This is a genomic window from Paenibacillus sp. J22R160, from assembly GCF_059692135.1.
Window position 1 is genome coordinate 642,422 of the sequence record NZ_JCAUAU010000003.1, and the last position, 25,374, is coordinate 667,795.

General features: G+C 47.6%; 28 protein-coding genes and 1 other annotated feature. Of the genes, 14 read left to right on the forward strand and 14 right to left on the reverse strand.

Annotated features, from left to right (window positions below):
- Positions 1-139 precede the first annotated feature (139 nt).
- Genes AC58UW_RS09945 through AC58UW_RS09970 form a run of 6 tightly spaced genes read right to left on the reverse strand, consistent with a single transcriptional unit; the run spans position 140 to position 4,841 of the window.
- Positions 140-994, reverse strand: coding sequence for an urease accessory protein UreD (locus AC58UW_RS09945; RefSeq protein ID WP_497420508.1), 855 nt, complete (start codon positions 992-994; stop codon positions 140-142).
- Positions 987-1,643, reverse strand: coding sequence for an urease accessory protein UreG (gene ureG / locus AC58UW_RS09950; RefSeq protein ID WP_497420509.1), 657 nt, complete (start codon positions 1,641-1,643; stop codon positions 987-989). Before ureG ends, AC58UW_RS09945 begins: the two co-directional genes overlap by 8 nt.
- A gap of 23 nt (positions 1,644-1,666) precedes the next feature.
- The gene (locus tag AC58UW_RS09955; RefSeq protein WP_497420510.1) at positions 1,667-2,401 is read right to left on the reverse strand and encodes an urease accessory protein UreF; all 735 of its coding nucleotides are present in this window, start codon (positions 2,399-2,401) and stop codon (positions 1,667-1,669) included.
- Positions 2,402-2,419: 18 nt separating this feature from the next.
- Positions 2,420-4,135 carry an urease subunit alpha gene (gene ureC / locus AC58UW_RS09960; RefSeq protein WP_497420511.1) on the reverse strand — a complete coding sequence of 572 codons (1,716 nt, stop codon included), beginning with the start codon at positions 4,133-4,135 and terminating at the stop codon, positions 2,420-2,422.
- The gene (gene ureB, locus AC58UW_RS09965) at positions 4,132-4,500 is read right to left on the reverse strand and encodes an urease subunit beta (protein WP_497420512.1); all 369 of its coding nucleotides are present in this window, start codon (positions 4,498-4,500) and stop codon (positions 4,132-4,134) included. The genes ureC and ureB overlap by 4 nt, the downstream gene beginning before the upstream one ends.
- Before the next feature lie 38 nt (positions 4,501-4,538).
- A complete protein-coding gene (locus AC58UW_RS09970) occupies positions 4,539-4,841 on the reverse strand; it encodes an urease subunit gamma (RefSeq protein ID WP_497420513.1) in 303 nt (100 codons plus the stop codon).
- A 284-nt stretch (positions 4,842-5,125) separates the two neighbouring features.
- Here AC58UW_RS09970 and urtA point away from each other — a divergent pair, with 284 nt between their 5' ends.
- The 7 genes from urtA to gerQ all read left to right on the forward strand — a co-directional run bounded on the left by urtA (position 5,126) and on the right by gerQ (position 11,514).
- Complete coding sequence (gene urtA, locus AC58UW_RS09975) at positions 5,126-6,388, forward strand: urea ABC transporter substrate-binding protein (protein WP_497420514.1); 1,263 nt, start codon at positions 5,126-5,128, stop codon at positions 6,386-6,388.
- A 97-nt stretch (positions 6,389-6,485) separates the two neighbouring features.
- The gene (gene urtB, locus AC58UW_RS09980; RefSeq protein ID WP_497420515.1) at positions 6,486-7,391 is read left to right on the forward strand and encodes an urea ABC transporter permease subunit UrtB; all 906 of its coding nucleotides are present in this window, start codon (positions 6,486-6,488) and stop codon (positions 7,389-7,391) included.
- Positions 7,392-7,412: 21 nt separating this feature from the next.
- Positions 7,413-8,489, forward strand: a complete 1,077-nt coding sequence (urtC, locus tag AC58UW_RS09985; RefSeq protein ID WP_497420633.1) for an urea ABC transporter permease subunit UrtC — start codon at positions 7,413-7,415, stop codon at positions 8,487-8,489.
- A gap of 46 nt (positions 8,490-8,535) precedes the next feature.
- Positions 8,536-9,327, forward strand: coding sequence for an urea ABC transporter ATP-binding protein UrtD (gene urtD / locus AC58UW_RS09990; protein WP_497420516.1), 792 nt, complete (start codon positions 8,536-8,538; stop codon positions 9,325-9,327).
- On the forward strand, positions 9,320-10,015 hold the full coding sequence (gene urtE, locus AC58UW_RS09995) for an urea ABC transporter ATP-binding subunit UrtE (RefSeq protein WP_497420634.1): 696 nt from the start codon (positions 9,320-9,322) through the stop codon (positions 10,013-10,015). The genes urtD and urtE overlap by 8 nt, the downstream gene beginning before the upstream one ends.
- A 227-nt stretch (positions 10,016-10,242) precedes the next feature.
- Complete coding sequence (locus tag AC58UW_RS10000) at positions 10,243-10,935, forward strand: response regulator transcription factor (RefSeq protein ID WP_497420517.1); 693 nt, start codon at positions 10,243-10,245, stop codon at positions 10,933-10,935.
- A gap of 138 nt (positions 10,936-11,073) precedes the next feature.
- Positions 11,074-11,514, forward strand: coding sequence for a spore coat protein GerQ (gene gerQ, locus AC58UW_RS10005; RefSeq protein WP_497420518.1), 441 nt, complete (start codon positions 11,074-11,076; stop codon positions 11,512-11,514).
- Positions 11,515-11,573: 59 nt separating this feature from the next.
- Here gerQ and AC58UW_RS10010 read toward each other — a convergent pair whose 3' ends face one another.
- Positions 11,574-11,867, reverse strand: a complete 294-nt coding sequence (locus AC58UW_RS10010) for a hypothetical protein (RefSeq protein ID WP_497420519.1) — start codon at positions 11,865-11,867, stop codon at positions 11,574-11,576.
- 86 nt (positions 11,868-11,953) lie between these two features.
- On the opposite strand from AC58UW_RS10010, the gene AC58UW_RS10015 reads away from it, so the two are divergent.
- Positions 11,954-12,937: a metal-dependent hydrolase gene (locus AC58UW_RS10015; RefSeq protein WP_497374526.1), complete on the forward strand. Its 984-nt coding sequence runs from the start codon at positions 11,954-11,956 to the stop codon at positions 12,935-12,937.
- Positions 12,938-13,064: 127 nt separating this feature from the next.
- Here the strand turns inward: AC58UW_RS10015 and AC58UW_RS10020 are convergent, their stop codons facing one another.
- On the reverse strand, positions 13,065-13,292 hold the full coding sequence (locus AC58UW_RS10020) for an alpha/beta-type small acid-soluble spore protein (protein WP_477498664.1): 228 nt from the start codon (positions 13,290-13,292) through the stop codon (positions 13,065-13,067).
- A 153-nt stretch (positions 13,293-13,445) separates the two neighbouring features.
- Here AC58UW_RS10020 and AC58UW_RS10025 point away from each other — a divergent pair, with 153 nt between their 5' ends.
- A complete protein-coding gene (locus AC58UW_RS10025) occupies positions 13,446-13,628 on the forward strand; it encodes a DUF5325 family protein (protein WP_497420520.1) in 183 nt (60 codons plus the stop codon).
- Positions 13,629-13,696: 68 nt separating this feature from the next.
- On the opposite strand, the gene trpS is transcribed toward AC58UW_RS10025, so the two are convergent.
- Complete coding sequence (trpS, locus tag AC58UW_RS10030; protein ID WP_497420521.1) at positions 13,697-14,680, reverse strand: tryptophan--tRNA ligase; 984 nt, start codon at positions 14,678-14,680, stop codon at positions 13,697-13,699.
- A gap of 76 nt (positions 14,681-14,756) precedes the next feature.
- Positions 14,757-15,028: a binding site (T-box leader), on the reverse strand.
- Between the two features lie 126 nt (positions 15,029-15,154).
- Here trpS and AC58UW_RS10035 point away from each other — a divergent pair.
- Positions 15,155-16,285: a permease gene (locus tag AC58UW_RS10035; protein WP_497420522.1), complete on the forward strand. Its 1,131-nt coding sequence runs from the start codon at positions 15,155-15,157 to the stop codon at positions 16,283-16,285.
- A gap of 47 nt (positions 16,286-16,332) precedes the next feature.
- Here the strand turns inward: AC58UW_RS10035 and ilvD are convergent, their stop codons facing one another.
- From ilvD to AC58UW_RS10050, 3 genes are all read right to left on the reverse strand, one after another.
- Positions 16,333-18,018 carry a dihydroxy-acid dehydratase gene (ilvD, locus tag AC58UW_RS10040; RefSeq protein ID WP_497420523.1) on the reverse strand — a complete coding sequence of 562 codons (1,686 nt, stop codon included), beginning with the start codon at positions 18,016-18,018 and terminating at the stop codon, positions 16,333-16,335.
- Positions 18,019-18,132: 114 nt separating this feature from the next.
- On the reverse strand, positions 18,133-18,786 hold the full coding sequence (gene rnhA / locus AC58UW_RS10045; RefSeq protein WP_497420524.1) for a ribonuclease H: 654 nt from the start codon (positions 18,784-18,786) through the stop codon (positions 18,133-18,135).
- A 13-nt stretch (positions 18,787-18,799) separates the two neighbouring features.
- Complete coding sequence (locus tag AC58UW_RS10050) at positions 18,800-19,285, reverse strand: hypothetical protein (RefSeq protein WP_497420525.1); 486 nt, start codon at positions 19,283-19,285, stop codon at positions 18,800-18,802.
- 157 nt (positions 19,286-19,442) lie between these two features.
- On the opposite strand from AC58UW_RS10050, the gene AC58UW_RS10055 reads away from it, so the two are divergent.
- The gene (locus AC58UW_RS10055; RefSeq protein ID WP_127453012.1) at positions 19,443-19,679 is read left to right on the forward strand and encodes an alpha/beta-type small acid-soluble spore protein; all 237 of its coding nucleotides are present in this window, start codon (positions 19,443-19,445) and stop codon (positions 19,677-19,679) included.
- Between the two features lie 424 nt (positions 19,680-20,103).
- Here AC58UW_RS10055 and AC58UW_RS10060 read toward each other — a convergent pair whose 3' ends face one another.
- A complete protein-coding gene (locus tag AC58UW_RS10060; RefSeq protein ID WP_497420526.1) occupies positions 20,104-21,105 on the reverse strand; it encodes an ABC transporter substrate-binding protein in 1,002 nt (333 codons plus the stop codon).
- Positions 21,106-21,286: 181 nt separating this feature from the next.
- Between AC58UW_RS10060 and AC58UW_RS10065 the strand changes: the two genes are divergently transcribed.
- Positions 21,287-22,309 carry a FecCD family ABC transporter permease gene (locus AC58UW_RS10065; protein WP_497420527.1) on the forward strand — a complete coding sequence of 341 codons (1,023 nt, stop codon included), beginning with the start codon at positions 21,287-21,289 and terminating at the stop codon, positions 22,307-22,309.
- The gene (locus AC58UW_RS10070) at positions 22,306-23,355 is read left to right on the forward strand and encodes a FecCD family ABC transporter permease (protein ID WP_497420528.1); all 1,050 of its coding nucleotides are present in this window, start codon (positions 22,306-22,308) and stop codon (positions 23,353-23,355) included. Before AC58UW_RS10065 ends, AC58UW_RS10070 begins: the two co-directional genes overlap by 4 nt.
- A 67-nt stretch (positions 23,356-23,422) precedes the next feature.
- On the opposite strand, the gene AC58UW_RS10075 is transcribed toward AC58UW_RS10070, so the two are convergent.
- Positions 23,423-23,791: an O-methyltransferase gene (locus AC58UW_RS10075; RefSeq protein ID WP_497420529.1), complete on the reverse strand. Its 369-nt coding sequence runs from the start codon at positions 23,789-23,791 to the stop codon at positions 23,423-23,425.
- A 286-nt stretch (positions 23,792-24,077) separates the two neighbouring features.
- Between AC58UW_RS10075 and AC58UW_RS10080 the strand changes: the two genes are divergently transcribed.
- The gene (locus tag AC58UW_RS10080; RefSeq protein ID WP_497420635.1) at positions 24,078-25,328 is read left to right on the forward strand and encodes a methyl-accepting chemotaxis protein; all 1,251 of its coding nucleotides are present in this window, start codon (positions 24,078-24,080) and stop codon (positions 25,326-25,328) included.
- Positions 25,329-25,374 lie beyond the last annotated feature (46 nt).

A 25,374-nucleotide genomic window follows, 5' to 3' on the forward strand; every position in this document is an offset into this window, starting at 1 on the left:
TTTTATCGAAGTCCTACTCCGCCCCACTTTTAACAGTAGAAATTCCAGTTACTCCGCCAACGAACATCAATAAGGGGAAGCGAAGCTTACCCCCAAAACATAGAAATTCTGGCGTGTCATAAAGGAGCCCTCAGGGCTCCTATTTATTAACCATTAATGGGGTTAAGGCAAGCAAGCTGCGGCGTAATTCATGCCAAGCTTGGGCAAGAACATGCTGCAATTGCCAGGCATGCCGTCCCATGACCGTGACGATTATCCCGTGTTTATAAGTGAGACTGGCTCCGACACGCACTTGTTCAATACCATTAATCTTCTCCAAGCAAGCCAGAAGCCCCTCAAGGTGGTTCTGCCCAAGCCGGTCTGAGAAAATGTACAAATTCCCAAGATGCGTTTCCTGCTCCCAACTCCCTGGGGCTGTGAGCTGCATACCCTGTGGCTCAATCCTCTGATTCTGATAATAAATCAGTTCCGTGCCGTACCACACCTTGATGCGATTGGTGTACCGCGAGTAGTGGAAGATCTCCCCCCTCTGCGTTCGTCCCGGACAGAGTATATCAGAGAATATGCACGCTGCGCCCGGGGCAAGATGCACCTCCGTTTCGGAGTATAAACGGGCATCTTTGTACAGCATAAGCGGCTCGGGGATGTACTCCAGCAGCGCTGCCGCGTCCACATGCAGCGACTGGCGCTGCGTGCTTCCGTGATCCCCTAAGGAAGGATGAACCTTCGTGAACGATTGGTTCGTTAGAAAAACACGTGCGCCCTCTTCAAGGCGCACGTTAATTTCGTAATGATCCCCTGACATCAGTCCCGGGGAGCAGTCCATCATATAAACGCCCAGTTGCTCCACGGGCTGGTCTCCAGTGAACGTTTCGTTCTCATAACGGAACGTCTTGGCGATTTTGAGCGGGGAGGCGTGATATTTGTGTACGAGCTGCGTGATGCCGCTGCGCACCGCAAATGCTGCTGTGATCTCCCCGGTCACCTTAGGCATGGCTGAACTCCTGCTCCACCCATGTCACAATATCGTCAAGTCCTGTGCCGCCCATCAGGTTGGAGAAGATGTACGGACGGTCGCCGCGCATTTTCTTCGTATCCGAATCCATGACTTCCAGGCTGGCGCCGACATAGGGAGCCAAATCGATTTTGTTAATGATGAGCATATCGGATCTCATAATGCCAGGGCCGCCTTTGCGCGGAATTTTCTCCCCTTGAGCAACATCGATAATATAGATGAAGCGATCCACTAATTCCGGACTGAAGGCTGCAGCCAAATTATCGCCGCCGCTCTCGATGAAAATAATATCGAGATGCTCAAACCGCTGCTCCAGCTCTTCAATCGCTTCGAAATTCATGGAAGCATCCTCACGAATCGCCGTATGCGGACATCCGCCGGTCTCCACCCCGATAATGCGATCTTCGGGCAATGCCTCCGAGCTGATCAGAATGCGAGCATCTTCCTTCGTATAGATATCATTCGTAATTACAGCGATACTGAAACGGTCATTGAGCTTGCGGGCTAGACGCTCGACCAAAGCTGTTTTACCAGAGCCAACAGGCCCTCCGATACCGATACGCATGGGACGGCTCCGATCGATAGATGGCTTCTCCCAGTGATGATGATGACCTTGTCCTTGACACATAGTCATTCCTCCTTAAATTTGAGTTAAGACATGAACAATCGCGAATATAGGGTTTCGTGCTGCATCATTGCCAGATCAGCCGAAGGTGAATTCGTATACGCATCCCTAGGATCTAAATGAGCTACTCGCTGCCACTGCCTTCCAATCAACGGAATCACCTTGGAAAGCAGCATTTGGCCTTGCGTTTGCCCCATAGACATGAGCCTTAAAGCACTATTGATACAGGTCATTACACAGCTGTACAGGTACCCTTCCACCGCTTGATCCAGCGGCACGCCAAGGTGATAACTCACCCATGCATGAACAATGGGATGATTGGCACTGCAGCGCCCGGCCTTCACGGCTTCATCTAAGGACTTCCAATCCAGCTCTGGATACATAGCTCGAGATAGCTGCAGCAGCCTGCGCCCCATCTTTTGAACGCCGCTTCTCCCCTCACTGGATACGCGCTGGACATGCAGCATATGGTCGATTGCCCAAAGCTGATCCCATTCCCCTGTGGGAATATGGATGTAGGCCGCTTTGATCACCATCGCATCAGACGATGACCAGTTGTGGAGGAGCATAGTGCTGAGATAAGCCTCAAGTTCATCGACGGTTTCCAAACGTCCTTGCTGAACGAGCGTTTCCAAGCCGAAGGAATGTGAGAAGCCCCCGATTGGCAGCGCTGAATCTAGAAGCTGCTGGTAGGCAAGCCAGTGAAACTTTGGGACTATTGCTTCTTGCTGCGCGGTCGCTGCCCGCTGCATCTCATCCATGTGCATCACCCGCATTTATTAGAATAAGAAATATAATTGGGCCATCGGAAGCTTCGTCGCTGGTTCACAGGTGATGGCTTCCCCATCCACTTTGACTTCATATGTCTCTGGGTTCACTTCTATGGAAGGAGTGCCATTGTTATGGATCATGTCTTTCTTCGAAATCTCGCGACAGCCTTTCACGGGCTCAACTCTCTTCTGTAGACCGAGCCTCTGCGCAATGCCATTATCATAAGCCGTTTGAGAAACGAACGTTATCGAGCTTTGTGTCAAAGCCTTACCGAATGCGGCAAACATCGGCCTTCCGAACACAGGCTGCGGTGTTGGAATCGACGCATTCGGATCGCCCATCTGCGCGTAAGCAATGCTGCCGCCCTTGAGTACCAGATCAGGTTTGACCCCGAAGAACATCGGGCTCCAGACCACCAGATCCGCGAATTTGCCTGGCTCAATAGAACCAACCAGATGCGATACGCCATGCGTAATCGCGGGGTTGATCGTATACTTGGCAATGTACCGCTTGATGCGGAAATTGTCGCTCTCCTCCGTATCAGGAGCCAGCGGCCCCCGCTGTTTCTTCATCTTATCCGCCGTTTGCCAGGTGCGGATGATGACCTCGCCAACACGGCCCATCGCCTGCGAATCCGAACTAAGCATGCTGAACACCCCAAGATCATGCAGAATATCCTCCGCAGCAATCGTCTCCGGGCGTATCCGCGAGTCGGCGAAGGCCACATCCTCAGGGATTCGGCTGTCCAAATGATGGCAAACCATAAGCATATCCAAATGCTCTTCAATCGTATTGATCGTGTAAGGACGTGTCGGATTTGTCGAAGACGGCAAGATATTAAGTTCAGCAGCAGCCCGAATGATATCCGGCGCATGCCCTCCGCCTGCTCCTTCTGTATGATACGTGTGGATGGTACGACCTTTGATGGCAGCGAGCGTATCCTCCAAGAATCCCGCTTCATTTAATGTATCCGTATGAATGGCGACCTGAACGTCATATTGATCGGCTGCTTTCAGGCAAGTGTCGATAGCCGCCGGTGTCGTTCCCCAATCTTCATGCAGCTTCAAACCGATGGCGCCCGCTTCAATTTGTTCAATTAATGGCGCCAAGAACGAGGAATTCCCTTTCCCTGTGAATCCCAAGTTCATCGGGAACGCTTCTGCGGATTCCAACATCCGCTGCATATGCCATGCACCGGGTGTGCATGTTGTCGCATTCGTGCCAGTTGCCGGCCCTGTACCGCCGCCGATCATCGTCGTCACGCCCGAGGATAGCGCGGTTTCGATCTGCTGAGGGCATATATAATGAATATGGGCATCTATTCCGCCAGCCGTCACGATTTTACCTTCACCTGCGATGACCTCTGTGCTTGCTCCGACAATCAGATTCGGATGCACGCCATCCATAATATCGGGGTTGCCGGCTTTACCAATGCCGACGATATGTCCATCCTTGATTCCGATATCGCCTTTCACAATTCCCCAATGATCGATAACGACAGCATTCGTGATCAGCGTGTCGAGCACGCCTTGATCCCGGGTGGCACCACTGGACTGTCCCATACCGTCCCGGATTACTTTCCCTCCGCCAAATTTGCATTCGTCCCCGTAGACAGTGTAATCATGCTCGATTTGCACCCATAATTCCGTATCCGCCAAACGAATAGCATCGCCAGTCGTAGGCCCGAACATCAGCGCATAGCTCTTACGATCTATTTGACTCACAAGCGTTTCCCCTCCCATGCCTGCCATCTTGCCCTCGTTTCATCGGACATCTGGTCTTTCACTGCCGGTCCTTCGCTCAAGTTATTGAGCCCATAGGACAACTTGGCTCCTCCTAGTTCGACCAACTGAATCGGCTTTTGCTCTCCGGGTTCGAACCGAACGGCTGTCCCCGCTGGAATATCTAGATGCATGCCAAAGGCAAGCTCTCTGGGAAAGGCCAACGATCGATTCACCTCAAAAAAGTGATAGTGGGAACCCACTTGAATAGGACGATCTCCTGTATTCGTGACAATGATCTCGACCGTTTGCCTGCCTTTATTCATTTCTATCGTGCCTTTGTTAATTCGATATTCTCCCGGAACCATCTTCTCGCCCCTTTCGATCGATTCATTCATCCATATAGTTAGGTGATGGGTTCGTGAACGGTCACCAGCTTCGTACCATCCGGAAATGTAGCTTCTACCTGTACATCATGAATCATCTGTGGAACACCTTCCATAACCTGCTCTGCCGTCAAAATGGTGGTGCCGAAGCTCATCAGCTCAGCGACCGTCATACCATCTCTTGCGCCTTCCATTATTTCAGATGTAATCAGTGCAATACTTTCGGGATAATTCAGCTTTACGCCTCTAGCCAGTCTTCGCCTTGCTAAGTCTGCTGCTACTGTAATGAGGAGCTTTTCTTTCTCGCGCTCGGTTAAATGCACATCATCACCTCTTCAAAAACCGAATAATGGTATTCTTTTACACTTATTATATTCGGATATTCCAAGCTTGTAAATCTTTAATGTCATATTAATTAACATAAAGAAAGTGATTTTTCTAATTATTTTTCCTATTTTATACATTTAACACAAAGAATCGGTATTTTCATGTGCGCTGTTCACAAAATAAAAACCAATACATGTCATGTATATTGACATAAACCTTTTACCCAATTTATCATAAGCCTTGTAATCCAAATCTTGTAAGTAAGGGAGTGGGACGATTAATGAGAGAGATAAGAAACAAAGGGAAACTCACCGTCGCTTTAAGCATGGCATTGATGATGGTCGCAACTGGCTGTGCAAAGTCGGAGCCTACTGCATCCACGGCAACAACGAAGGCCACAGAAGTCAAAGCGGAAACGAAAGACGAGACTGTACCTGTTGGTATTCTTCACTCTCTGACGGGCACGATGTCCATTAGTGAAGTTTCTGTAAGAGATGCGGAATTAATGGCGATTGATGAAATTAATGCAGCTGGGGGACTCTTAGGCAAGAAACTAAAGCCCGTCATTGAAGACGGCGCATCCGATTGGCCTACTTTTGCAGAGAAAACTAAGAAGTTACTGCAAAAAGACAGTGTTGTGACGATTTTCGGTTGTTGGACGTCAGCCAGCCGTAAAGCGGTGCTTCCGGTCGTCGAGCAAAACAAAGGATTATTGTGGTATCCCGTTCAGTATGAAGGCGTAGAATCTTCACCGAACATTTTCTATGTAGGCGCAACAACGAACCAACAAATCATCCCCGCTGTAACCTGGCTCCTCCAAAACAAAGGCAAGAAATTCTACCTGCTCGGCTCTGATTACGTTTTCCCAAGAACAGCCAACAAAATTATTAAAGAGCAGCTGAAAGCTGAAGGCGGCACACTCGTTGCTGAAGAGTACACGCCGCTTGGACACACCGATTACAACACAATTATAAGCAAAATCAAAAAAGAGAAACCGGATGTTGTTTTCAATACGCTGAATGGCGATAGTAACGTAGCTTTCTTCAAGCAATTGAAAGACGCCGGCATTACAGCCAAAGACTTAACAACCATGTCGGTTAGTATCGCCGAGGAAGAGGTTCGCGGTATTGGAGCATCTGTCCTGGATGGACACTATACAGCTTGGAATTACTACCAAACAACGGATTCACCAGAGAACAAAAAATTTGTTGAAGCCTACAAGGCAAAATACGGGAAAGACCGCGTAACGGATGATCCGATCGAAGCGGGTTACACAGCCGTTTACCTATGGGCTGAGGCAGTGAAAAAAGCAGGCTCTTTTGATGTAGAGAAAGTAAAAGCAGCTGCCAAAGGCATCGAATGGAATTCACCAGAGGGTAAGGTCACCATTGATGGCGAGAACCAGCATATTTCCAAAACAGCGCGTATCGGCCAAATTGGCGCTGACGGGTTAATTAAAGAAGTATGGAATTCTGGCAAACCGCTCAAGCCGGATCCTTTCCTCAAAACGTATCCATGGGGCGGCGAAGTAACGAAGAAATAAAGCTCACCGATAGGATTGTTCTTGAAACCAGGTCTGCCTAACGGCAGCCCTGGATTTCACTATTTTACTCGGGATTCACTAAGGGGGAAGCACCGTCATGAGTTTGCTGCTGCTTCAATTGTTCAATGGCTTAAGTCTAAGCTCCATCCTGCTCCTGATCGCTATTGGGCTCGCCATTACATTCGGCCTTATGAATGTCATGAACATGGCTCACGGCGAGTTTATTATGATTGGAGCCTACATGGCCTATCTGGTCCAGCATTGGTTCCAGCAATTCCTGCCGGCATCCGCCTTCGGCTGGTATTTCATCGTTTCGCTGGGCGTCGCCTTCGCCGTAGCCTTCCTCGTTGGGTGGCTGCTAGAGGTCTGCCTCATTCGGTTCATGTACGGCAGACCATTAGACAGCCTGCTTGCAACATGGGGCGTCAGCTTAGCTCTGCAGCAGCTTGCCAGATCCATATTCGGCGCACCCAACGTCGCAGTGAAAGCACCTGAGTGGTTGGAAGGCGGACTCCACCTCACAGCCGATCTAATTCTTCCTTACAAGCGCCTCTTCATTATTGCGTTAGTCGCTTTGTGTATCTTCATTATCTATATGTACTTATACCACTCTGCTGGCGGCAGACGGATGAGAGCCGTTATGCAGAACCGCGAAATGGCTGCCTGCCTCGGCATTTCTACACGCAGAGTTGATGCGCAATCCTTCGCATTCGGGTCTGCCATGGCGGGCATTGCCGGATGTGCGCTAACCTTGGTTGGACCTATTGGACCAACGATCGGCACGTACTACATCGTTGACGCCTTCATGGTTGTTGTACTTGGCGGCATCGGGAAGCTGATTGGCACGGTTGCCGGAGCTTTAGGCATCGGAGTGTTCAATACTGCACTGGAGTATACAACCAGTGCGACGATTGGGAAAGTACTCGTCTTCACACTCATCATCGCCTTCTTGCAATGGAAACCGATGGGACTTGTGACGATCCGTTCAAGATCCTTAGACTGAAGAAAGGATGTGGTATCTTCCATGCTCTTCGCCGGACAATCCAAGATGAAACTGATGGTTTATACCGTTTTTTTAATCGTGTTGGCACTGGCTCCACTGTTTTTGTCTGATTTCCGCCTTTCGCTTCTCGGCAAGTTTCTCGCTTATACCATTATTGCTATGGGGATTGATCTGATTTGGGGCTACACCGGCATATTAAGTCTCGGTCATGGTGTATACTTCGGGCTCGGCGCCTATTGTATGGCGATGCATCTGAAGCTGGCCGCGAGTCCCGGTGAGCTGCCTGATTTCATGTCCTGGAGCGGCGTAGAAAGCTTGCCTTGGTTCTGGGTTCCATTCCATTCCGCCGGCGCTGCTTTTCTGCTAGCCCTCATTATTCCTATGATTGTCGCCTTCATTTTAGGTTACTTCACATTCCGCAACCGCATTAAAGGCGCCTTTTTCTCCATCCTGTCGCAAGCCCTTGTCATTATTACAGTGACATTGTTTGTTGGCCAACAAGGCTACACAGGTGGAACCAACGGACTCACTAACTTTGACTCCTTTTTAGGCTTAAACCTGCAAGCCCAGTCAACAAAGCTGATCTTTTTCTATCTCACCCTAGCCGTCGTTGCCGTCGTTCTAATCCTATGCAGTCTGCTCGTCACCAGCCGTATGGGAAATATTCTAACGGCCATACGCGATGGAGAAAATCGGGTACGCTTCATCGGATACAATCCTGTTACGTACAAAGTATTCATTTACTGTGCTTCCGCAGGATTGGCGGGACTGGCCGGCGTACTTTTCGTACTTCAAGAAGGTATCATTTCCCCCGCCCAAATGGGGATTGTTCCCTCGATAGAAATGGTCCTCTGGGTCGCTATCGGCGGACGCTCAACCATTGGAGGCGCTGTTCTAGGAGCTCTGGTAACCAACGCCGCCAAAACTACGTTTAGTGAAGCCTATCCGGCTATGTGGCCCATCATGCTCGGCGCAATGTTCATTATTGTTGTGCTTCTACTCCCCAAAGGAATTGTCGGCACCATTACCCATTACACATCCAATTGGAAAAAGCCCGTGCTGCCTAAACCGATTTCTTCCTCGCAAGAGGCCAGATAATCTTACAAATCGTTTGTTACATGAATAAAAGAAGGAGGAACCTCCCATGCTCGGACAATTAGCAGAGCAACAACCTGTGCCTGGCGCTAACATACTAAGCGTAAAAGGGCTTGAGGTAAGCTTCGACGGTTTTAAAGCCTTGCGCAATCTCGACTTTACCTTGGAATACGGCGAACTTCGCTTTCTCATCGGACCCAATGGGGCCGGTAAAACAACGCTCCTCGATGTCATTTGCGGGAAAGTGAAACCTTCTCTAGGTGAAGTTTTTTTCAAAGACTCCATTGATCTTACCAAGCATCAAGAGCATCAAATCGCACAGCTCGGAATTGGACGTAAATTCCAAGCCCCTTCTGTCTTTTCAACCTTAACGGTATTTGAAAATCTAGCCTTATCCATGAAACAAAAGCGCGGTCTTCTCAGTGCGCTCTGGGCCAAGACGACAAGCGAGCAGCGGGATCGCCTGCACCTAAGACTTAGCATGATTGGCCTGCAAGGCAAAGCCAAAGAACGCGCTGGCTCCCTTTCCCACGGTGAGAAGCAATGGCTCGAAATCGGCATGTTGCTCATGCAGGAGCCTGATCTGCTTTTGCTCGATGAGCCGGCAGCCGGAATGACCGATAGTGAAACAGAGAAAACGGGCGAGCTCCTCCATGAAATCGCAGCGAATCAAACGATTATTGTGGTCGAGCACGACATGGAATTTGTTCGTCAATTTGCCAAAACGGTCACGGTGCTTCATGAAGGCACCGTCCTTCGCGAAGGCACGATGCTGGATATTCAGAATGACGATAAGGTTGCTGAGGTTTATCTAGGAAGGAGAGTGGAGCGTGGTGCTTAATCTTCACAACATCGAAGCAGGCTATGGGGAAAGTATGGTCGTTCGCCAAGTGAACTTACTCGTGAAACCTGGACAGATCGTTTGTCTGATGGGACGTAACGGTGTAGGAAAATCAACGCTCATGAAGAGCATTATGGGGCTCGTTAAGCCTAAGTCAGGTTCTATTCAATATAACGACCGGGACATTACGACCCTTCCTCCAGATCAGCGCGCGAAATCAGGCATTGGTTACGTGCCGCAAGGCCGTGAAATCTTCCCCCAGTTAACCGTAGAGGAAAACTTGCTGCTCGGCCTTGAAGCGGCGACAGACGGGAGAAAGAAGCTGCCTGAGTCCCTCTTCGACACCTTCCCTGTACTGCGGGAAATGCTCTTCCGCAAAGGGGGAGACCTCAGCGGCGGGCAGCAGCAGCAATTAGCTATCGCACGTGCCTTAGCTGCCGGGCCGAAGCTGCTGCTGCTGGATGAACCCATGGAGGGCATCCAACCTTCCATCGTTATGGAGATTGAAGCCATTATCGAATCCATCAAACGGAGAAGGGAGATAGCCGTCTTATTGGTCGAGCAAAGCTTAGAATTCGCAACGAGTATCGCTGATTATTACTATGTCATAGACCGGGGGACGGTTGCCGCCGAAGGTCATGCCGAGCAGCTGAGCGAAGATCAGGTTAGAAAGCACTTAACCGTATGATTTTGTTCCTGAATGCTCACCCTACCAAAAGAAGCTGGACTACTTGACCTAATCTTTAGGCATCAAGTACCATCCAGCTTCCTTTTTCTTTTCTGAAAGAAAATGAATTATTCCCTTAAAACTGGACGGCACAAAATGGATAATGATAACATGTTACATATAGGATCGATTGTTGCGTCCGGCATATCGAGCACCGAGCCTTTTGAAGGAAAAGGAGGGGAACGTTTATGTCTAAAGTTTTAATTATTGAAGATGATCTAAGCATTGGTGAAATGATGTCCATTTATTTGTACGAAGAAGGTTATCAAGTCATGCGGGCGGAGAACGGCCGTCAGGGAGAAACCCTATTCCGGGATTTCAATCCTGATGTCATTGTTCTTGATATCATGCTGCCTGATGTTGACGGAATCCAGCTTTGCACCTACTTCCGAACTGCTTCCACTATTCCTATTCTCATGGTTTCAGCTAAAAGTGAAGTTTCCGACCGAATCAAGGGTCTGCAAACGGGAGCAGACGATTATTTATGCAAGCCTTTCTCCATGAGGGAACTAGCCGCACGGGTACAAGCCTTACTGCGGCGCTCAACCGCTTTTGCCCAGGTAGCAGCCACTGCAGCCGATACCTCAACCAATCAGGTCGTCCACCTGGATCTCGAGAAACGGTGTCTTTTTGTACATGACAAATTGATTGAGACCACTTTCTCCGAATTTGAGATTATGAAGCTATTATGGCAAAATCAAGGTCGTGTATACAGCCGCGAGGAGCTGCTCAACCGGGTCCGCGGTTTCGATTCCTATGTTACAGAGCGCGCCATAGATGTACATATCGCAAACCTTCGAAAAAAAATAGAAACCGATCCGAAAGAACCGAAATATATCAAAACGGTCTGGGGTGTCGGATATAAATTTTTACTGAACTAAGCTCCCTTTCGGAGCTTTTTTATTTTGCAGATGAACGGGGAAATCAGTCACCAAATAGGCGAATGCACAATATGATGAGGTGTATGCTTCACAAGAAGAAAGCTTCCACAAGGAAAGCTCCAAGGAGGATTTACAGTTATGTTGAATAACCCTTATAAAATTGGCAATCAAGCGCAAATGCCAACATTCGGCGGAAGTCCATACCCAGCCTACCCAGTTCCGACAGCGATTACGAACAAAATGGTTCCTATGCAGCCTAGCGGCTCCACACTGCCACCTACAGGATCTGGCCTGCAAACGGGTGTAAACGTGCCCGGCCTACCGATGGAAGAATCTTATATCGAGAATATTCTGCGGCTCAATCTTGGCAAGATGGCTACACTTTACATGACATACGAGAATAACTCGCAATGGAATGCCAAAATTTTCAAAGGCAAGCTGGAAGCAGCAGGACGCGACCATATCATCATCAGTGATCCGGCTACAGGCATGCGCTACTTACTGCTTATGGTGAATCTGGACTACATTACATTCGACGAAGAATTAAATTACTACTATCCCTATGGCAGCAGAAGATAAAACGAATGCTCTACCTCCACAAAACCGCTAACCTTAACCAAGGCAGCGGTTTTCTTTTTTTATATAATAGGTGTAAAATGCCATATATGCAGTTTGCTTAAGCCGCCTTTCACCCACTTTTCCCACGCTGCTTGGTCGCCCCCTGTTCCCCCGGCTTGCTGTAATCGTTCTTCCTTCAAATGGATATACTCTTCACGACTCACATCACTCCAAATTTCTACAAAAAGCCCTGGCTGATCCGTTCCCTCCAATACCTCCAAACGCCCTTCCCGCTCCTGCCACTCCTGCATATAGATGAGAAAAGACTCCCGATATTCGGGATTTATGGCATACTCTACAAAAACTTTAGACATTTTTAGATCTCCCTCTGATTTATTTTTTGCTCCAAAATGGTAAACTAATAAGAAGACGGAAATTGACCTTAGGAGGAGAAACCCACTTGGACACAGGTACACATCTTGTTATTGGCTTAGGGTTAGCAGGACTGTCGCAGATTGATCCCAGCGTTTCCGCGGATTCAGCCGCTACGACTGCTGTCTTCATCGGAACCGTTATCGGCTCACAGATTCCGGATGTGGACGGGCTGCTTCGTTTCAAGAACAATGCCACGTATATCCGTAATCATCGCGGTCGCTCCCACTCTTTGCCAGCTTTACTGCTTTGGACGCTATTGATCACTGGGGCACTTGCTCTATTCTTTCACGGAATCCCTCTGCTGCATCTAGGAATGTGGGTAGGGATCGCGGTTTGTTTTCACGTTTTCAGCGACTGTTTCAACACATATGGTACACAAGCGATTCGGCCTTTTTCTGAAAAGTGGGTATCGTGGAACATTATTCACATCTTTGATCCCTTTATCTTTTCCAGTCACATTGCTGCTATCTTCATGTGGTCCTTCCACGTGGCAAGTCCAAAGCTTGTTTTCCCAACCTTATATGGCGTCATCGCCCTTTACTACATTTGGCGCACCCTTGACCATTACATTGTAGAAAAAGGTCTTTACCGCAAAGATCCGACTTTCCAGCATGGCGATCAATACACACTTATTGTAACATTCAACCTCTATGTCTGGAATGTCGTAAAAAGAAGAGCAGACGGTACCTTCCAACTGGGCGAGCTTAAGAATTCCAAGCTGAAATGGTTAGATACCGTGAGATGTGAGGACCACCCAGCCGTCGAAGCTTCCAAGAAGCATGAAGACATTCAGGCTTTGCTGTACTTCTCATCGTTCACCTGTGCGGAAGTGAAAGAACATCGTTGGGGTTACGAAGTCAGATGGGCGGATGTGCGCTATCGCCATCGCAAGCAATACCCATTCGTAGGTGTCATCCATATGGACCACAATTTCAAAACGCTCGATTCTTACGTAGGCTGGGTCAACGACACCAGACTAGAAAAGAAGCTTCGAGTAGATCTTTATTAAGATGTAGACGCGTGCAAGTACGCGTCTTTTTTCATTTATTTTCTACAAAAAAAGCCCAGAGGTTTTTTAGACCCCTGAGCTTTTATATTACAACAATCGGGAAAAACTAATAACGGGTTATCGCTTCTTAGCTACGGAAGCCAGATTGACCAGCCAACGATTGCTCAGCGATTTGCACTAGACGACGAGTGATGTTACCCCCGATTGAACCTGCATCGCGAGTAGCCATATAGCCCATGTAACCATCTTGAGGAATTTGGATGCCCAGTTCTTGAGCTACCTCATATTTCAATTGATTTAGAGCTGCTGTAGCTTGTGGAACTGCCAAAGTGTTGCTGTTACGAGATTGTGCCATAAGGATCAGACTCCTTTCAGTCAGCTATGATCTTTGATGTATTTGCAAGCTTGCAAACATAGTATGTGGAGGAAATGAATTTATATGCACATCGTTCAAAAAAGTTTAAAATAAGAATACACCGTTCAAACTTCTAGAAAGTAGGTCACGTTCATGAGTAAACCGCTCGCGCTTTTATTCGCTTTAGTCGGCACGCTTCTGCTTGCCTCCATTTCCCTATTTATCGCACTCCGGCAGCCTTGGATGATTCTCGTCTGTACGATCATTGCATTAGGCTTTATCGGTTATGGCTTTGCCGTTAAGGCAAAGATTCGCAAGAGAAATTCCCGGCCGTAACCACCACGGCTCCACAAAAAAAGAGCTCAACAGCTATAACCGCTGTTTGAGCTCTTTTCGCTTTTCTTTTAGATGACCACGAAGCCCATCCGTTTCTTCACTTCAAGCAAGGTTTCGTTCGCGACCTCAGCAGCCTCTTGCGCACCTTTTTTCAAAATATCAAAGATCTCACCCGAACGGCGAATCTCCTGATAGCGCTGTTGAATCGGCTCAAGGACTGCCACGATCTGCTCAGCTAGATCCTTTTTGAACGGTCCATAACCTTGGCCATCATATCTCGCTTCAATCTCGACTACACTCATTTCAGCAAAATGGGAATAGATCGAGATTAGATTGCTAACCTCTGGCTTGTTCTGCGGATCATATTTCACTTCACGGCCAGAATCTGTCACTGCACGGCTAAGTTTCTTACGGATAACAGACGGCTCATCCAGCATGGCGATGTAACTGCCTGCATTCGGACTGCTCTTGCTCATCTTCTTTGAAGCATCGTCTAGTGACATGATTCTTGCGCCAATCTCAGGCATATAAGGCTGCGGCATCACAAACATATCGCCAAAACGGTTGTTAAAACGGTTAGCCAAATCGCGAGTAAGCTCCAAATGCTGCTTCTGGTCGTCCCCAACCGGGATCAGATCGGCATTGTACAAGAGAATATCTGCCGCCATGAGGGATGGATACGTAAAGAGGCCTGCCCCAACGGATTCCTTGCCTTCCGATTTATCTTTGAACTGCGTCATGCGCTCAAGCTCGCCCATGTGCGTCAGTGTCGTCATGATCCAGCCGAGCTCCGCGTGTGCATGAACATGGGATTGCAGGAAGATGGAGGCCTTATTCGGATCTAGTCCCGCCGCAATGTAAAGCGCAGCGATCGACTCCGTTTGTTCTTTAAGTGCTGCTGGGTCCTGCGGCACCGTGATCGCGTGCATATCCACCACCATAAAATAGCAGCGGTGCAAATGCTGCAGCTTCACATAGTTGCGAAGAGCACCAATATAATTGCCAATTGTCAGCTGGCCGCTGGACTGCATGCCTGATAATACTCGTTTCATTGTGAAAATCCCTCCGAATTCATCATTAAATTAGCTTTTGTACAGTTAAAAAAAGACAACAAAAAGGCCTCTCCCCGCAAGGGACGAGAGACCGTGGTACCACCCTAATTTGTCCATGTATGAGCATAGGAATGCCGCATAGACCTTCAGGCTCTTGTAACGGAGAGCAGCCGTTCGGCATACTTGTCAGATGTGGATGTTCTTCCGGCCTAGGTTCCGGCAACCTCATACTGTGTTCAGCCTCAAGCTCAAGGATCCATTCGGTTTGCTCGTTTCACCGGTTCGCACCAACCACCGGCTCTCTGAGAAACGGGAAACAAACGTACTTGTTCCTGTCATCGCTTATTGATTTTATATAATTATACACCTTGACTTTCCATTGTCAACCAAGGTCTTTGTCCTATCTTTCCCTGCATGGACATAGGATAGATAACATACGATTCTATCATCAATGGACAAAGGGGTGTCAATGAATTGTCATCAACACTATACCGGTGGAGTCTTCCCATCTCCACGGTGATTTGCGCATGTCTTCTCATCCTCATTCTAGCGACGAGAGAGCTTCCGCCGATGGGGCTGATCCGGAATGATATCAAGCATGTGTTTGCTGCTTTTATGGACATTTTCCTCGACGCCCTGCCCTTTATGTTCATGGGCGTCCTGCTCTCCACCGTCGTTGAAAACTTCATCCCGGAGGCATTCATCCGGCGTATGACACCCAAGCATCCGCTTGGCGGCATCCTGTTCGCCTGTGTGCTGGGTATCATGTTCCCACTCTGTGAGTGCGGCATGATACCTTTCGTTCGCCGGCTTATGCGCAAAGGCATGCCCGTCTACATTGCCGTTATTTTCATACTCGTCGGACCGATTCTGAATCCGATCGTGTTCGCGTCTACCTTCATGGCTTTCCGCAGCGCGCCGGAAATGGCTTATTCGCGCATGGGGCTTACCTTCGGTGTCGCGCTGATTATCGGTCTCCTGTTGACGCGTTTTTTGAAAAGCAGCCCGCTGCGCCACGCCAATGGTGCGCATGCGGCTGAGCATATCCATACGCATGAGCATCAGCATGGCCAGCATAACCATGATCATGATCATGACCATCACCAACACCATCATCATCATCATCATCATCATCACCATGACCATACGCATGACCATCCTCATCAGCACGACCACGGCCACAACCACTCCCACGGTGACAGTCGGTTAGCAACCATGCTCAGCCACGGCACATCCGAGCTGTTTGAGATGAGCAAATACTTAATGCTCGGCGCATTCTTGACCGCACTAATCCAAACTTTTGTCGCCCAAGACAGCTTATCAGCCATCGGTCAGGGGACATTCATCTCGCATGTCTTTATGATGGGCTTTGCCTACTTGCTCTCGTTATGCTCCACAACGGATGCCTTCGTAGCCGCCTCTTTCGCCAAGACGTTCTCTCCTGGCTCCCTGCTGGCGTTCCTAGTCTTCGGCCCGATGATCGATGTCAAAAGCACACTGATGCTACTATCCATCTTTAAAGCCCGTTTCGTGCTTACGCTCTCCTTTGTTGTAGCGGTAACGGTTTTGACCGGCTCCTTGCTATTTATGCATTTCTTTTTTTAAAAGCACACAAAAAAGGCCAGAGCTATAAGCCCTGGCCTTTTATTATTTTACCATTTCAAAATAGCTCCGGCACTCGCATTCGTTACCATTTTCGTGTAACGCGCCAAATATCCGGTTTGGATTTTCGGTTGGAACTCTGTCCAGCTTTCGCGGCGCTTCGCTAACTCTTCATCGCTGACTTGCAAATTGATTTTGCGGCCATCCATATCGACATCGATAATGTCGCCATCATGTACGAAAGCAAGTGGTCCGCCTTCAGCAGCCTCTGGAGACATATGGCCGATGGAGATACCGCGGGATGCGCCCGAGAAACGTCCGTCTGTAATCAAGGCAACTTTCGCGCCTAGACCCATACCTACGATTTGAGAGGTAGGTGCCAACATTTCCGGCATACCAGGTCCGCCTTTTGGCCCTTCATAACGGATTACAACAACGTGGCCTTCTTTAACTTTGCCATTAGCAATGCCATAGAGCGCCTCATCTTGGGAGTTAAAGCAGATCGCAGGACCTACGTGGCGCCCGCCAACGGATTTATCTACCGCCCCGACTTTAACGATACTCCCTTCAGGAGCAAGGTTTCCGAACAGAACAGCCAGTCCGCCTCTTTCGCTGTGCGGGTTGCTTAACGGACGTATGACGTCTGTATTCTGGATTTCACAACCAGCTACGTTTTCACGAATAGTTTGTGCAGTAACGGAAAGACGATCGCCATCGAAAGCTCCTGGTTTTTTCAAAAGCTCATTAATAACCGCACTAACACCGCCGGCTAAATGTACATCTTCAATGTGATAATCGGAAGCTGGAGCGATTTTGGCAAGGTGAGGAACGCGCTCTGCCACTTCGTTAATACGGGAAATCGGGTAATCGATACCTGCTTCAGCAGCGATAGCCAAAGTGTGAAGTACTGTATTCGTGGAACCGCCCATCGCCATATCAAGTGCAAACGCGTTGTCAATCGCTTCAATTGTTACGATATCACGCGGCTTAATGTCTTTTTCGATCAAAGTCATCAGCTGTTTCGCACAGTCTTTCACGAATTGCTTACGCTCTTCGGCAACTGCCAAGATTGTACCGTTACCTGGCATTGCAAGGCCTAGACCTTCTGCCAAACAGTTCATGGAGTTCGCTGTGAACATACCGGAACAAGATCCGCAAGTGGGACATCCGTATTGCTCAAGCTCTTCTAGACCCGCTTCATCCAATTTCCCTGCTTGGAAAGCACCTACGCCCTCGAAAACGGAGGACAGGGAAATGGACTTACCGTTTTTATCTTTACCGGCTTTCATTGGGCCACCGCTGACTAACATCGTAGGGATGTTAACGCGAAGCGCGCCCATGATCATACCCGGCGTAATTTTATCACAGTTAGGAATACAGATAAGACCATCGAACCAATGCGCGTTTACGACCGTTTCCAAGGAATCGGCAATAATTTCACGGCTTGGCAGGGAATATCGCATACCGATATGCCCCATAGCGATACCATCGTCAACACCAATCGTGTTGAACTCGAAAGGAACGCCGCCCGCTTCACGGATCGCTTCTTTCACCAGCTTACCGAATTCTTGCAAATGAACATGTCCAGGAATAATGTCTATATAAGAGTTACAAACCGCAATAAACGGCTTGCCGAAATCTTCTTCTTTAACGCCAGCTGCGCGCAACAAACTGCGGTGCGGAGCGCGGTCGAATCCTTTTTTAATCATGTCGCTACGCTGTTTTGGATGAGCCATTCTCTATTCCTCCTAGATTACAATTCTTTTGTAAAAACATTGAATCTATCATATCACACTTTTCGTCAAATTTCTTCCTTTAGTGTACTGACGCGTCAATGTAAAAGCAAGAGATTATTTTCTGCCAAAATCAGCCTTAATTTCTCCCCACTTTTTCGTATCCCATTTCACGATTTTATTCGTGTAGGTGTTGGTCCGAAGCCACTTCAGCGCTCGGTCAACCAACGTCCAAATTTCTTCTGTTGAAGCGTCCCGAACTAAATTGGTCGAAACTTCCTTTTTGCGAATCCAGCTTAAAGCTGTAACGGAATCGGTATAAATGGTTTTGCCGCTGCCCTGCTTTTGCAAATACGCCAATCCGTGCACGATCGCCAAAAACTCGCCCAAATTATTCGTACCCTTGGAAATTGGACCTTGGTAAAAAAGGATCTCTCCCGTCCGCGTGTCGACTCCTTTGTACTCCACAATCCCTGGATTCCCGGAGCAGCCCACATCCACGGACAGGCTGTCGTAGTCCACCTCTGGAGCTGTCTCAGGGGTAGCCGACTTACTGCCGGAAGCCGAGGTAGACGACGCTCCAGCCTTCCCTCCGAAATTCAGCGATTTCTGCCAGCCCTTTTCTAAGGCTTGACGCGCTTCCGCCTCGGATTCGTACGATTTAAACCTCGCTTGCGGAAATCCTTTTGTCTGCGCCTGACAATCCGCCCACGATCGATAAATCCCTGGCTTATGCCCCACCCAAACGACATAATATTTCACTGCTGCCATCCTATTCACTCCGTCATTGTTGATGTAATTGATGTACCAACCCTTCAACTACTTTCACCGTGTCAGCAAAATAGGGCTTATAATCCAACCCTTTGATAAATGCCAAATAGGTTTCCCCGATCTCTAGGACCTCTTTCCTGTAGCGATCGGCCGGTATGTTGTGGGTCTCAAGCTCGCGGTACGTGCCGTTCGTTCGCTCTTCAACCGAGATAAGCTGTATTTGTTCCTCCGGCAAATGATGAACAACGAATGAAAATCCCCTGCACTCCGGGTCTCCGCAGCCGCATACAAAGAATGGCATCTGCTCCCATTGATCCGGCGGTGCAAATCGATTCGGCTCCGTGTCATACAGCGCACTATACAGAAGCGCAGGGAGCCCTACATCGACGCATAGCGGTTCTTCTATAATAACGCTGTCGTCCACCGCCATGCGGACATCCGCCTGAATGATTTGTAAGTCCTTATCAAGGGACCAGCCCTTTATAGATAGTTCAAACATGATTACGCCTCCGTTCTCCCTTTGCTTTTCTTATTATAACAAAGACTGTCCAATCTTGCTTTTCCGCTTTCCAAAATACTGCCGAAAATTTCCAGTAAAATCAATGAGTATATTTTACAAAAGAGATTATACTACCTATTACTGGAGGTGATATCAGATGGCAGGACAATCTCGCAGCAGCAACTCTTTAGTTGTTCCACAAGCTACAGCAGCTTTGGATCAAATGAAATACGAAGTTGCTCAAGAACTAGGTATCCAGATTCCTCAAGACGGTTACTATGGCTACATGACGTCCCGTGATACAGGCTCCATTGGGGGCAGCATCACACGTCGCCTCGTTCAAATTGCTGAACAACAGCTAGCAGGCGGCAGCGCTAACAGATTTAGCAGATAACATCTCTTCCATACTTAAGCAAGAGAGGGCTTTCCTTCAAGTAGCTAGGCTACTGAAAGGAAGCCCTCCTTTTTGCGTCTGGAACGAAATTAGCAGGCTAAGAGAGTATTACTACTGTCAGCACTTGCAAGTGTTAACATCCCTCTGCTGCATGTACGGAATGCATGGCAACAGCGTTATATGTTGTATTTTGTGCAACCATTTAGCTGGAAAAGGGCATTCATACACCTCTATATTGTACTTTATACATCAGTTAAGCTATAAGCTGCCCCCATAGCGCCATTCCGGTAGATATGATTGTATTTTGTGCAATGAAAGACCAGTTAAGCAATCAAATCTAGCCTTTTTGTTGTATAAAATGCAACATAGACCTTACATTTTAGGTCAAAAAAGGACTGCCCACAAGAAGCAGTCCCCTCATTTATTAAGGTTTTACATCATAAATCTTGTACAGATCATCTAGCATTAGATTAGCTGCTTTCACACCGCCAGCTGTATTCCATGTCGCATCATTAACTTTTACTAATTTATTGTCTTTCACAACTTTGAGGTTTTTCCAAAGCGGATCGTTCATCCATTCCTGCTCTTGCTTCGTTCCTTTACCATCGCCAAGCTCGTATGTAAAGTAGAACACGCGGTCTGCAGCATCTAATTCAGTCAAACGCTCTTTGGTAATATCTTCAAACGATTTCTCATCACTTTTCGGATCCGAACGCGGGAAACCGATTTGTTGGAAAATAACACCAGTAAACATGTTTCCATAGTAATAACGCGTTTTACCGCCCATGAAGCGGACAACAGCGATTTTCTCTTTCAGCTTATCGCCAGCTTTGCTTTTGAAATCGTTAACGCGTTTATCGAAGTCTGCAATAATTTTGTCGCCTTCTGCTTTCTTGTTAAGTGCATCGGCATACAGCGAGAAGTTGCTTTTCCACTCACCGCGTAATGTCTCCGAGTAAACCGTTGGAGCAATTGCTTTAAGTTGGTCGTACACTTTCTCATGACGCATTTTGTTACCGATGATTAAATCTGGTTTCAAAGATGCGATTAACTCCAAGTTTGGCTGTGATTCTCCACCAACTGTTGTTACACCTTGCATATCCGCTTTAATATGGTCAAACCATGGATTTCCGTAGTAAGATTCAACGGCACCAACTGGCTTAACTCCAAGAGCTAAAAGGGCTTCTGTTCCCTCATTCGTCAAAATAACAACTCGTTTCGGCTGAGCAGGTACAGCGGTTTCCCCCATCGCATGTTTAATCGTACGAGGAGCATCGGACTTAACAGCTCCTTGCGGTGATGCGGATGCAGATGATGCTGGTTGCGCGCTAGGCTTTTCACCACATGCAGCTAAAACAATGGATACTACAAACATAATGGCAACAAGAGCCCAAGCTCTTTTTAGTTGTCTACTTTTTCCAAACATCTTACTTTGTTCCCTCCACACATTCAATTGATGATAACGATTATCATTATCTACAATACATGGTACTCGCTCTCGATAATTCTGTCAATCAAAATTGATAATGATTCTCAAAATCGTTGACTTCCCCTGCCTTTCTCATTAAAATAAACGAAGCATCTAATAAGGAAGCAGGCAATTATCTATGAATTATACCAACAACGAACGTCTATATCCTTTGTACAAAGGTATTGGGCTACTAGCGGCACTCATCGTGCTTGCCGTGATGATGGTTTGCAGCGTCAGGTTCGGTCTACATAACTATACCTGGACACAGGTTATGCAATCTTTTGATCATTACACTACGCCTTCGAACGAAGCTATCATTATTCAAACGGTTCGAATTCCGAGAGCGTTAATCGCCGCACTCGTCGGCGGAAGCCTAGCTGTTGCAGGGGCACTTATGCAAGCAATGACACGAAATCCGCTCGCATCGCCAAGTATTTTTGGCATTAACTCAGGCGCAGCCTTTGCCATCGTGTTGTCTGTTGGATTTTTCAATGTGTCTAGTCTTTCACAGTTCACATGGATCGCTTTTCTTGGCGCTGCTGTGAGCTCAGCCCTCGTATACGGACTTGGCTCCTTAGGCAGAGATGGCTTAACTCCGATGAAAATTACATTAGCGGGCTCAGCGATGACAGCCTTCTTTGCTTCGCTTACTCAAGGCATTTTGCTAGGAAACGGGAAAGCGTTTGACCAAGTCCTCTACTGGCTTGTTGGATCCGTTGAAGGCAGGACCATGTCCATGCTCCAATCCGTTTATCCATATATCTTAATTGCATGGGTCGGGGCATTTCTACTTGCACCGCACATCAACATCCTGTCCATGGGAGATGATGTAGCTAAAGGGCTCGGACAACGCACGATCTACGTAAAATTTATTACTGCAGTCGTTATCGTCCTATTGGCTGGAGGCTCCGTCGCCGTCGCAGGCCCGATTGTTTTTGTCGGGATCATCATCCCGCATATCGTCCGATTCCTCGTGGGAATCGATTATCGCTGGGTCATTCCCTACAGCGCGATTCTAGGCGGTATTTTGCTTGTTGGCGCTGACGTCATCGCCCGTTTCATCGTTATGCCCAAGGAAGTTCATGTTGGCGTAACGACAGCTATTCTCGGAGTTCCCTTCTTCATTTACATCGCTCGCAAAGGCGGACTGCTGAAATGAGTCATTCCAATCGACATGTTACGATTCGAAACAAAAGCTTCTCCTATAGGGTCAGCAAGAAATCTGTCCTTGTATCTCTGGTATTACTTCTAGCCGTCATTATTGTCATGATTCTTAGTACAGGAATCGGCAGCATTTATATCAAGCCTATTGAGGTTGTACGTGCCGTTTTTGGCTACGGGACTGATCCCAGCAACATGATTGTGAGATCTCTGCGTCTGCCTAGGGTAATTGTCGCCGTGTTAATCGGTGCATCGCTCGGCGTTGCCGGAGCCATCCTGCAAGGGATCGTTCGTAACCCGCTAACCTCGCCGGATACGATTGGTTCTACAGGTGGAGCTACACTTGGAGCGGTTTCCTTTTTCTTCTTTTTCTCGGATAAACTCAGCATTCACTGGCTGCCTGTTGCCGCCATTCTCGGCGCATTCATCGCCACTTTGGTGGTCTACTCTCTTTCATGGAAAAATGGGATTACCCCGCTCCGTCTGGTCCTTATCGGTACAGGATTCACGGCCGCGATGAGCGCACTCTCCTATCTGATGATGATCTCGGGACCGATCATTCTTGCCAATCAGTCACTTACCTTCATGACAGGGAGCATCTATGGTGTCTCTTGGCAGAAGGCTGTCTACCCTCTTCTTCCCTGGGTAGCAGTGCTGATCCCCATTATCTTTTTGTATGCGCGTCATATTACGGTGCAATCCTTAGGCGAAGACATTGCCCGCAATGTGGGCAGCAGCGTGCAGCGTCAGCGTTTTCTACTCATCATTTTGAGCGTGGCTCTGTCAGGTGCTGCTGTCGCATTCGGAGGAGCCATTAACTTCATCGGGCTCATGGCTCCACATATTGCTCGCAAGTTTGTAGGACCCAGCTTCGGTTCACTTATTCCTGTTTCCGCGTTAACTGGTTCCTTACTCCTACTTCTCGCCGATTTGGCAGGTAGATTCGTATTCAAACCGCTCGATATTCCCGCGGGTGTTTTCACAGCTGCCATTGGTGCTCCATTGTTTATCTTTGTCTTGTATCGCAGCAGAAATCGCGGTTAACAGTCTAATAAAGCAACACCCCCGGTCATCAACATGACCGGGGGTGTTGCTATATATAAGATAAGTGCTAAATCGTTTTGGCTAAGCTAGCCATATTATAATTGGTTTCAAATGTGATGCTTGCCGACAGTATTCCTTGTCTAACCGTAAAATCAAAGTAAATTTCACCATGTGTCCAACTTTTCTTTCGCTTCAAAGATTCAAGCCCCATCTGACGAAAAGATTGATACTGGACCTCCGTGAGTCCTTTAACCGTAGTCTCTGGGAGCACGCCGTCCTTACTTTCAAACGGGAGATGCTTCACTCCGAACTTACCTATTTCATTATTCCTGATATGCACAAACACCGTACCTGAACTTACATGGGATAACTCATCCTTAATCCTTCTAAACACCAAATCGATTTGTCTTGCAAGTGACATCTGATCCAAACTCATCATCTTCCTCCTTAAGTTTTAAAATTTTACTTATTATGTAAATTACGACTGTAGACCTATTATATCCATATAATTTACATAATTCAACAATTTATTTAAATATTCTTACAATTTTCACTATTCTTAATACTTCCTTTATGTAGATCCCAAGTATGAATCGAATACGAACGATTTTTGTCGAATTTGTGTAGAATATTTCCAGATTCAATGTTATAATTTTCAAACATAGTCCATTATTCCTGCATACATTACAAATTTCGCAAGGGAGTCGGTCAATTTGGATAAAATGTCAACCTTATCTTTTAGAAAGAAATTACAGTTGGGCTGCTATGGGTTAATCGGTTTGAACTGTGTATTTCTGCTAGTTTTAGCTTTCTCGTCAGAATGGAACCGCTTACTAGGAATTATTTTTCTTCTTCTTCTTCTCGCGTTAAGCTACCCTTTCATTAAGTGGTTCGAAAACCAATTGACTGAGCCTGTGGCCGACCTATCCCGCATAGCACTCAACATTTCCAAAGGCGACTTCTCTCAGAAAGTGACGGTAACTTCCGACGATACACTGGGTCAACTTGGCCAATCCTTCAACCAAATGATTGATAAGCTTCGTGAAATTCTTCGCGATACAGGCTCTATTTCCAAGCAAGTCTTCCAAACAAGCCGCGATATTTACTCCAAAAACGAAAACTTCCGCACAGTCCTGGAACAAGTAAGCATTTCGGCTCATGAATTAGCTGCAGGTGCCGGTCAAATTTCAGAAGAGGTATCCGGTGTATCTATTACGACCAAAGACATAGAAGTGAAGATCGTCAACTATGCAGGTTCTGCAAAAGAAATGAAAGATCGCTCAGATCAAATGATGACTCTAGTGGAAAAGGGACGTACTTCCGTTGAAAGCCAAGGCGTCGGCATGAAGCGAAATGTGGAAGTTACACAGAAGGTTTCCGAAACCATTGACATGTTGGCCCGTCAAGCGGCTGGCATCAACAACGTAACCCGCTCCATTTCGGAGATTGCCGAACAAACGAATCTGCTGTCCCTCAACGCATCCATTGAAGCCGCCAGAGCTGGCGAGCACGGCCGGGGTTTTGCAGTCGTCGCGCAAGAGGTGCGCAAGCTTGCTGAGGAGTCCACTTCCCTTACCCGTGAAGTGTTTGGCTTTGTGAAGAGCATCGAGCAGGGTATCCAGGAAGCGATTCGCAGCATTCAAGTTAACGAAGATGTTGTAAAAAAGCAAACCGTGCTTATCGATCAAACGGAAACAGTATTCTCACAGATTGTAGATAGCGTTGGTTTCATCTCGGAAGAAATTAACCGCTTTGCGGAAGAAAGCGAACAAATGCTTGTCAGCTCCGAGCAAATTGCTGCTGCCATGGAGAACATCTCGGCAATTACGGAGGAATCCGCTGCAGGCACGCAAGAAGTTTCCGCATCCATGAACGAACAGATTGCTACCGTCCAAGGCATCGTCACGCAAGCTGAGGAAATGACGCGCGTCGTCACACAATTACAACAAACCATTCAGGTGTTTAAGCTGTAAGTTTAATCTTATCATCACAAAAGGGATGTCCTGACGTAGATATTAT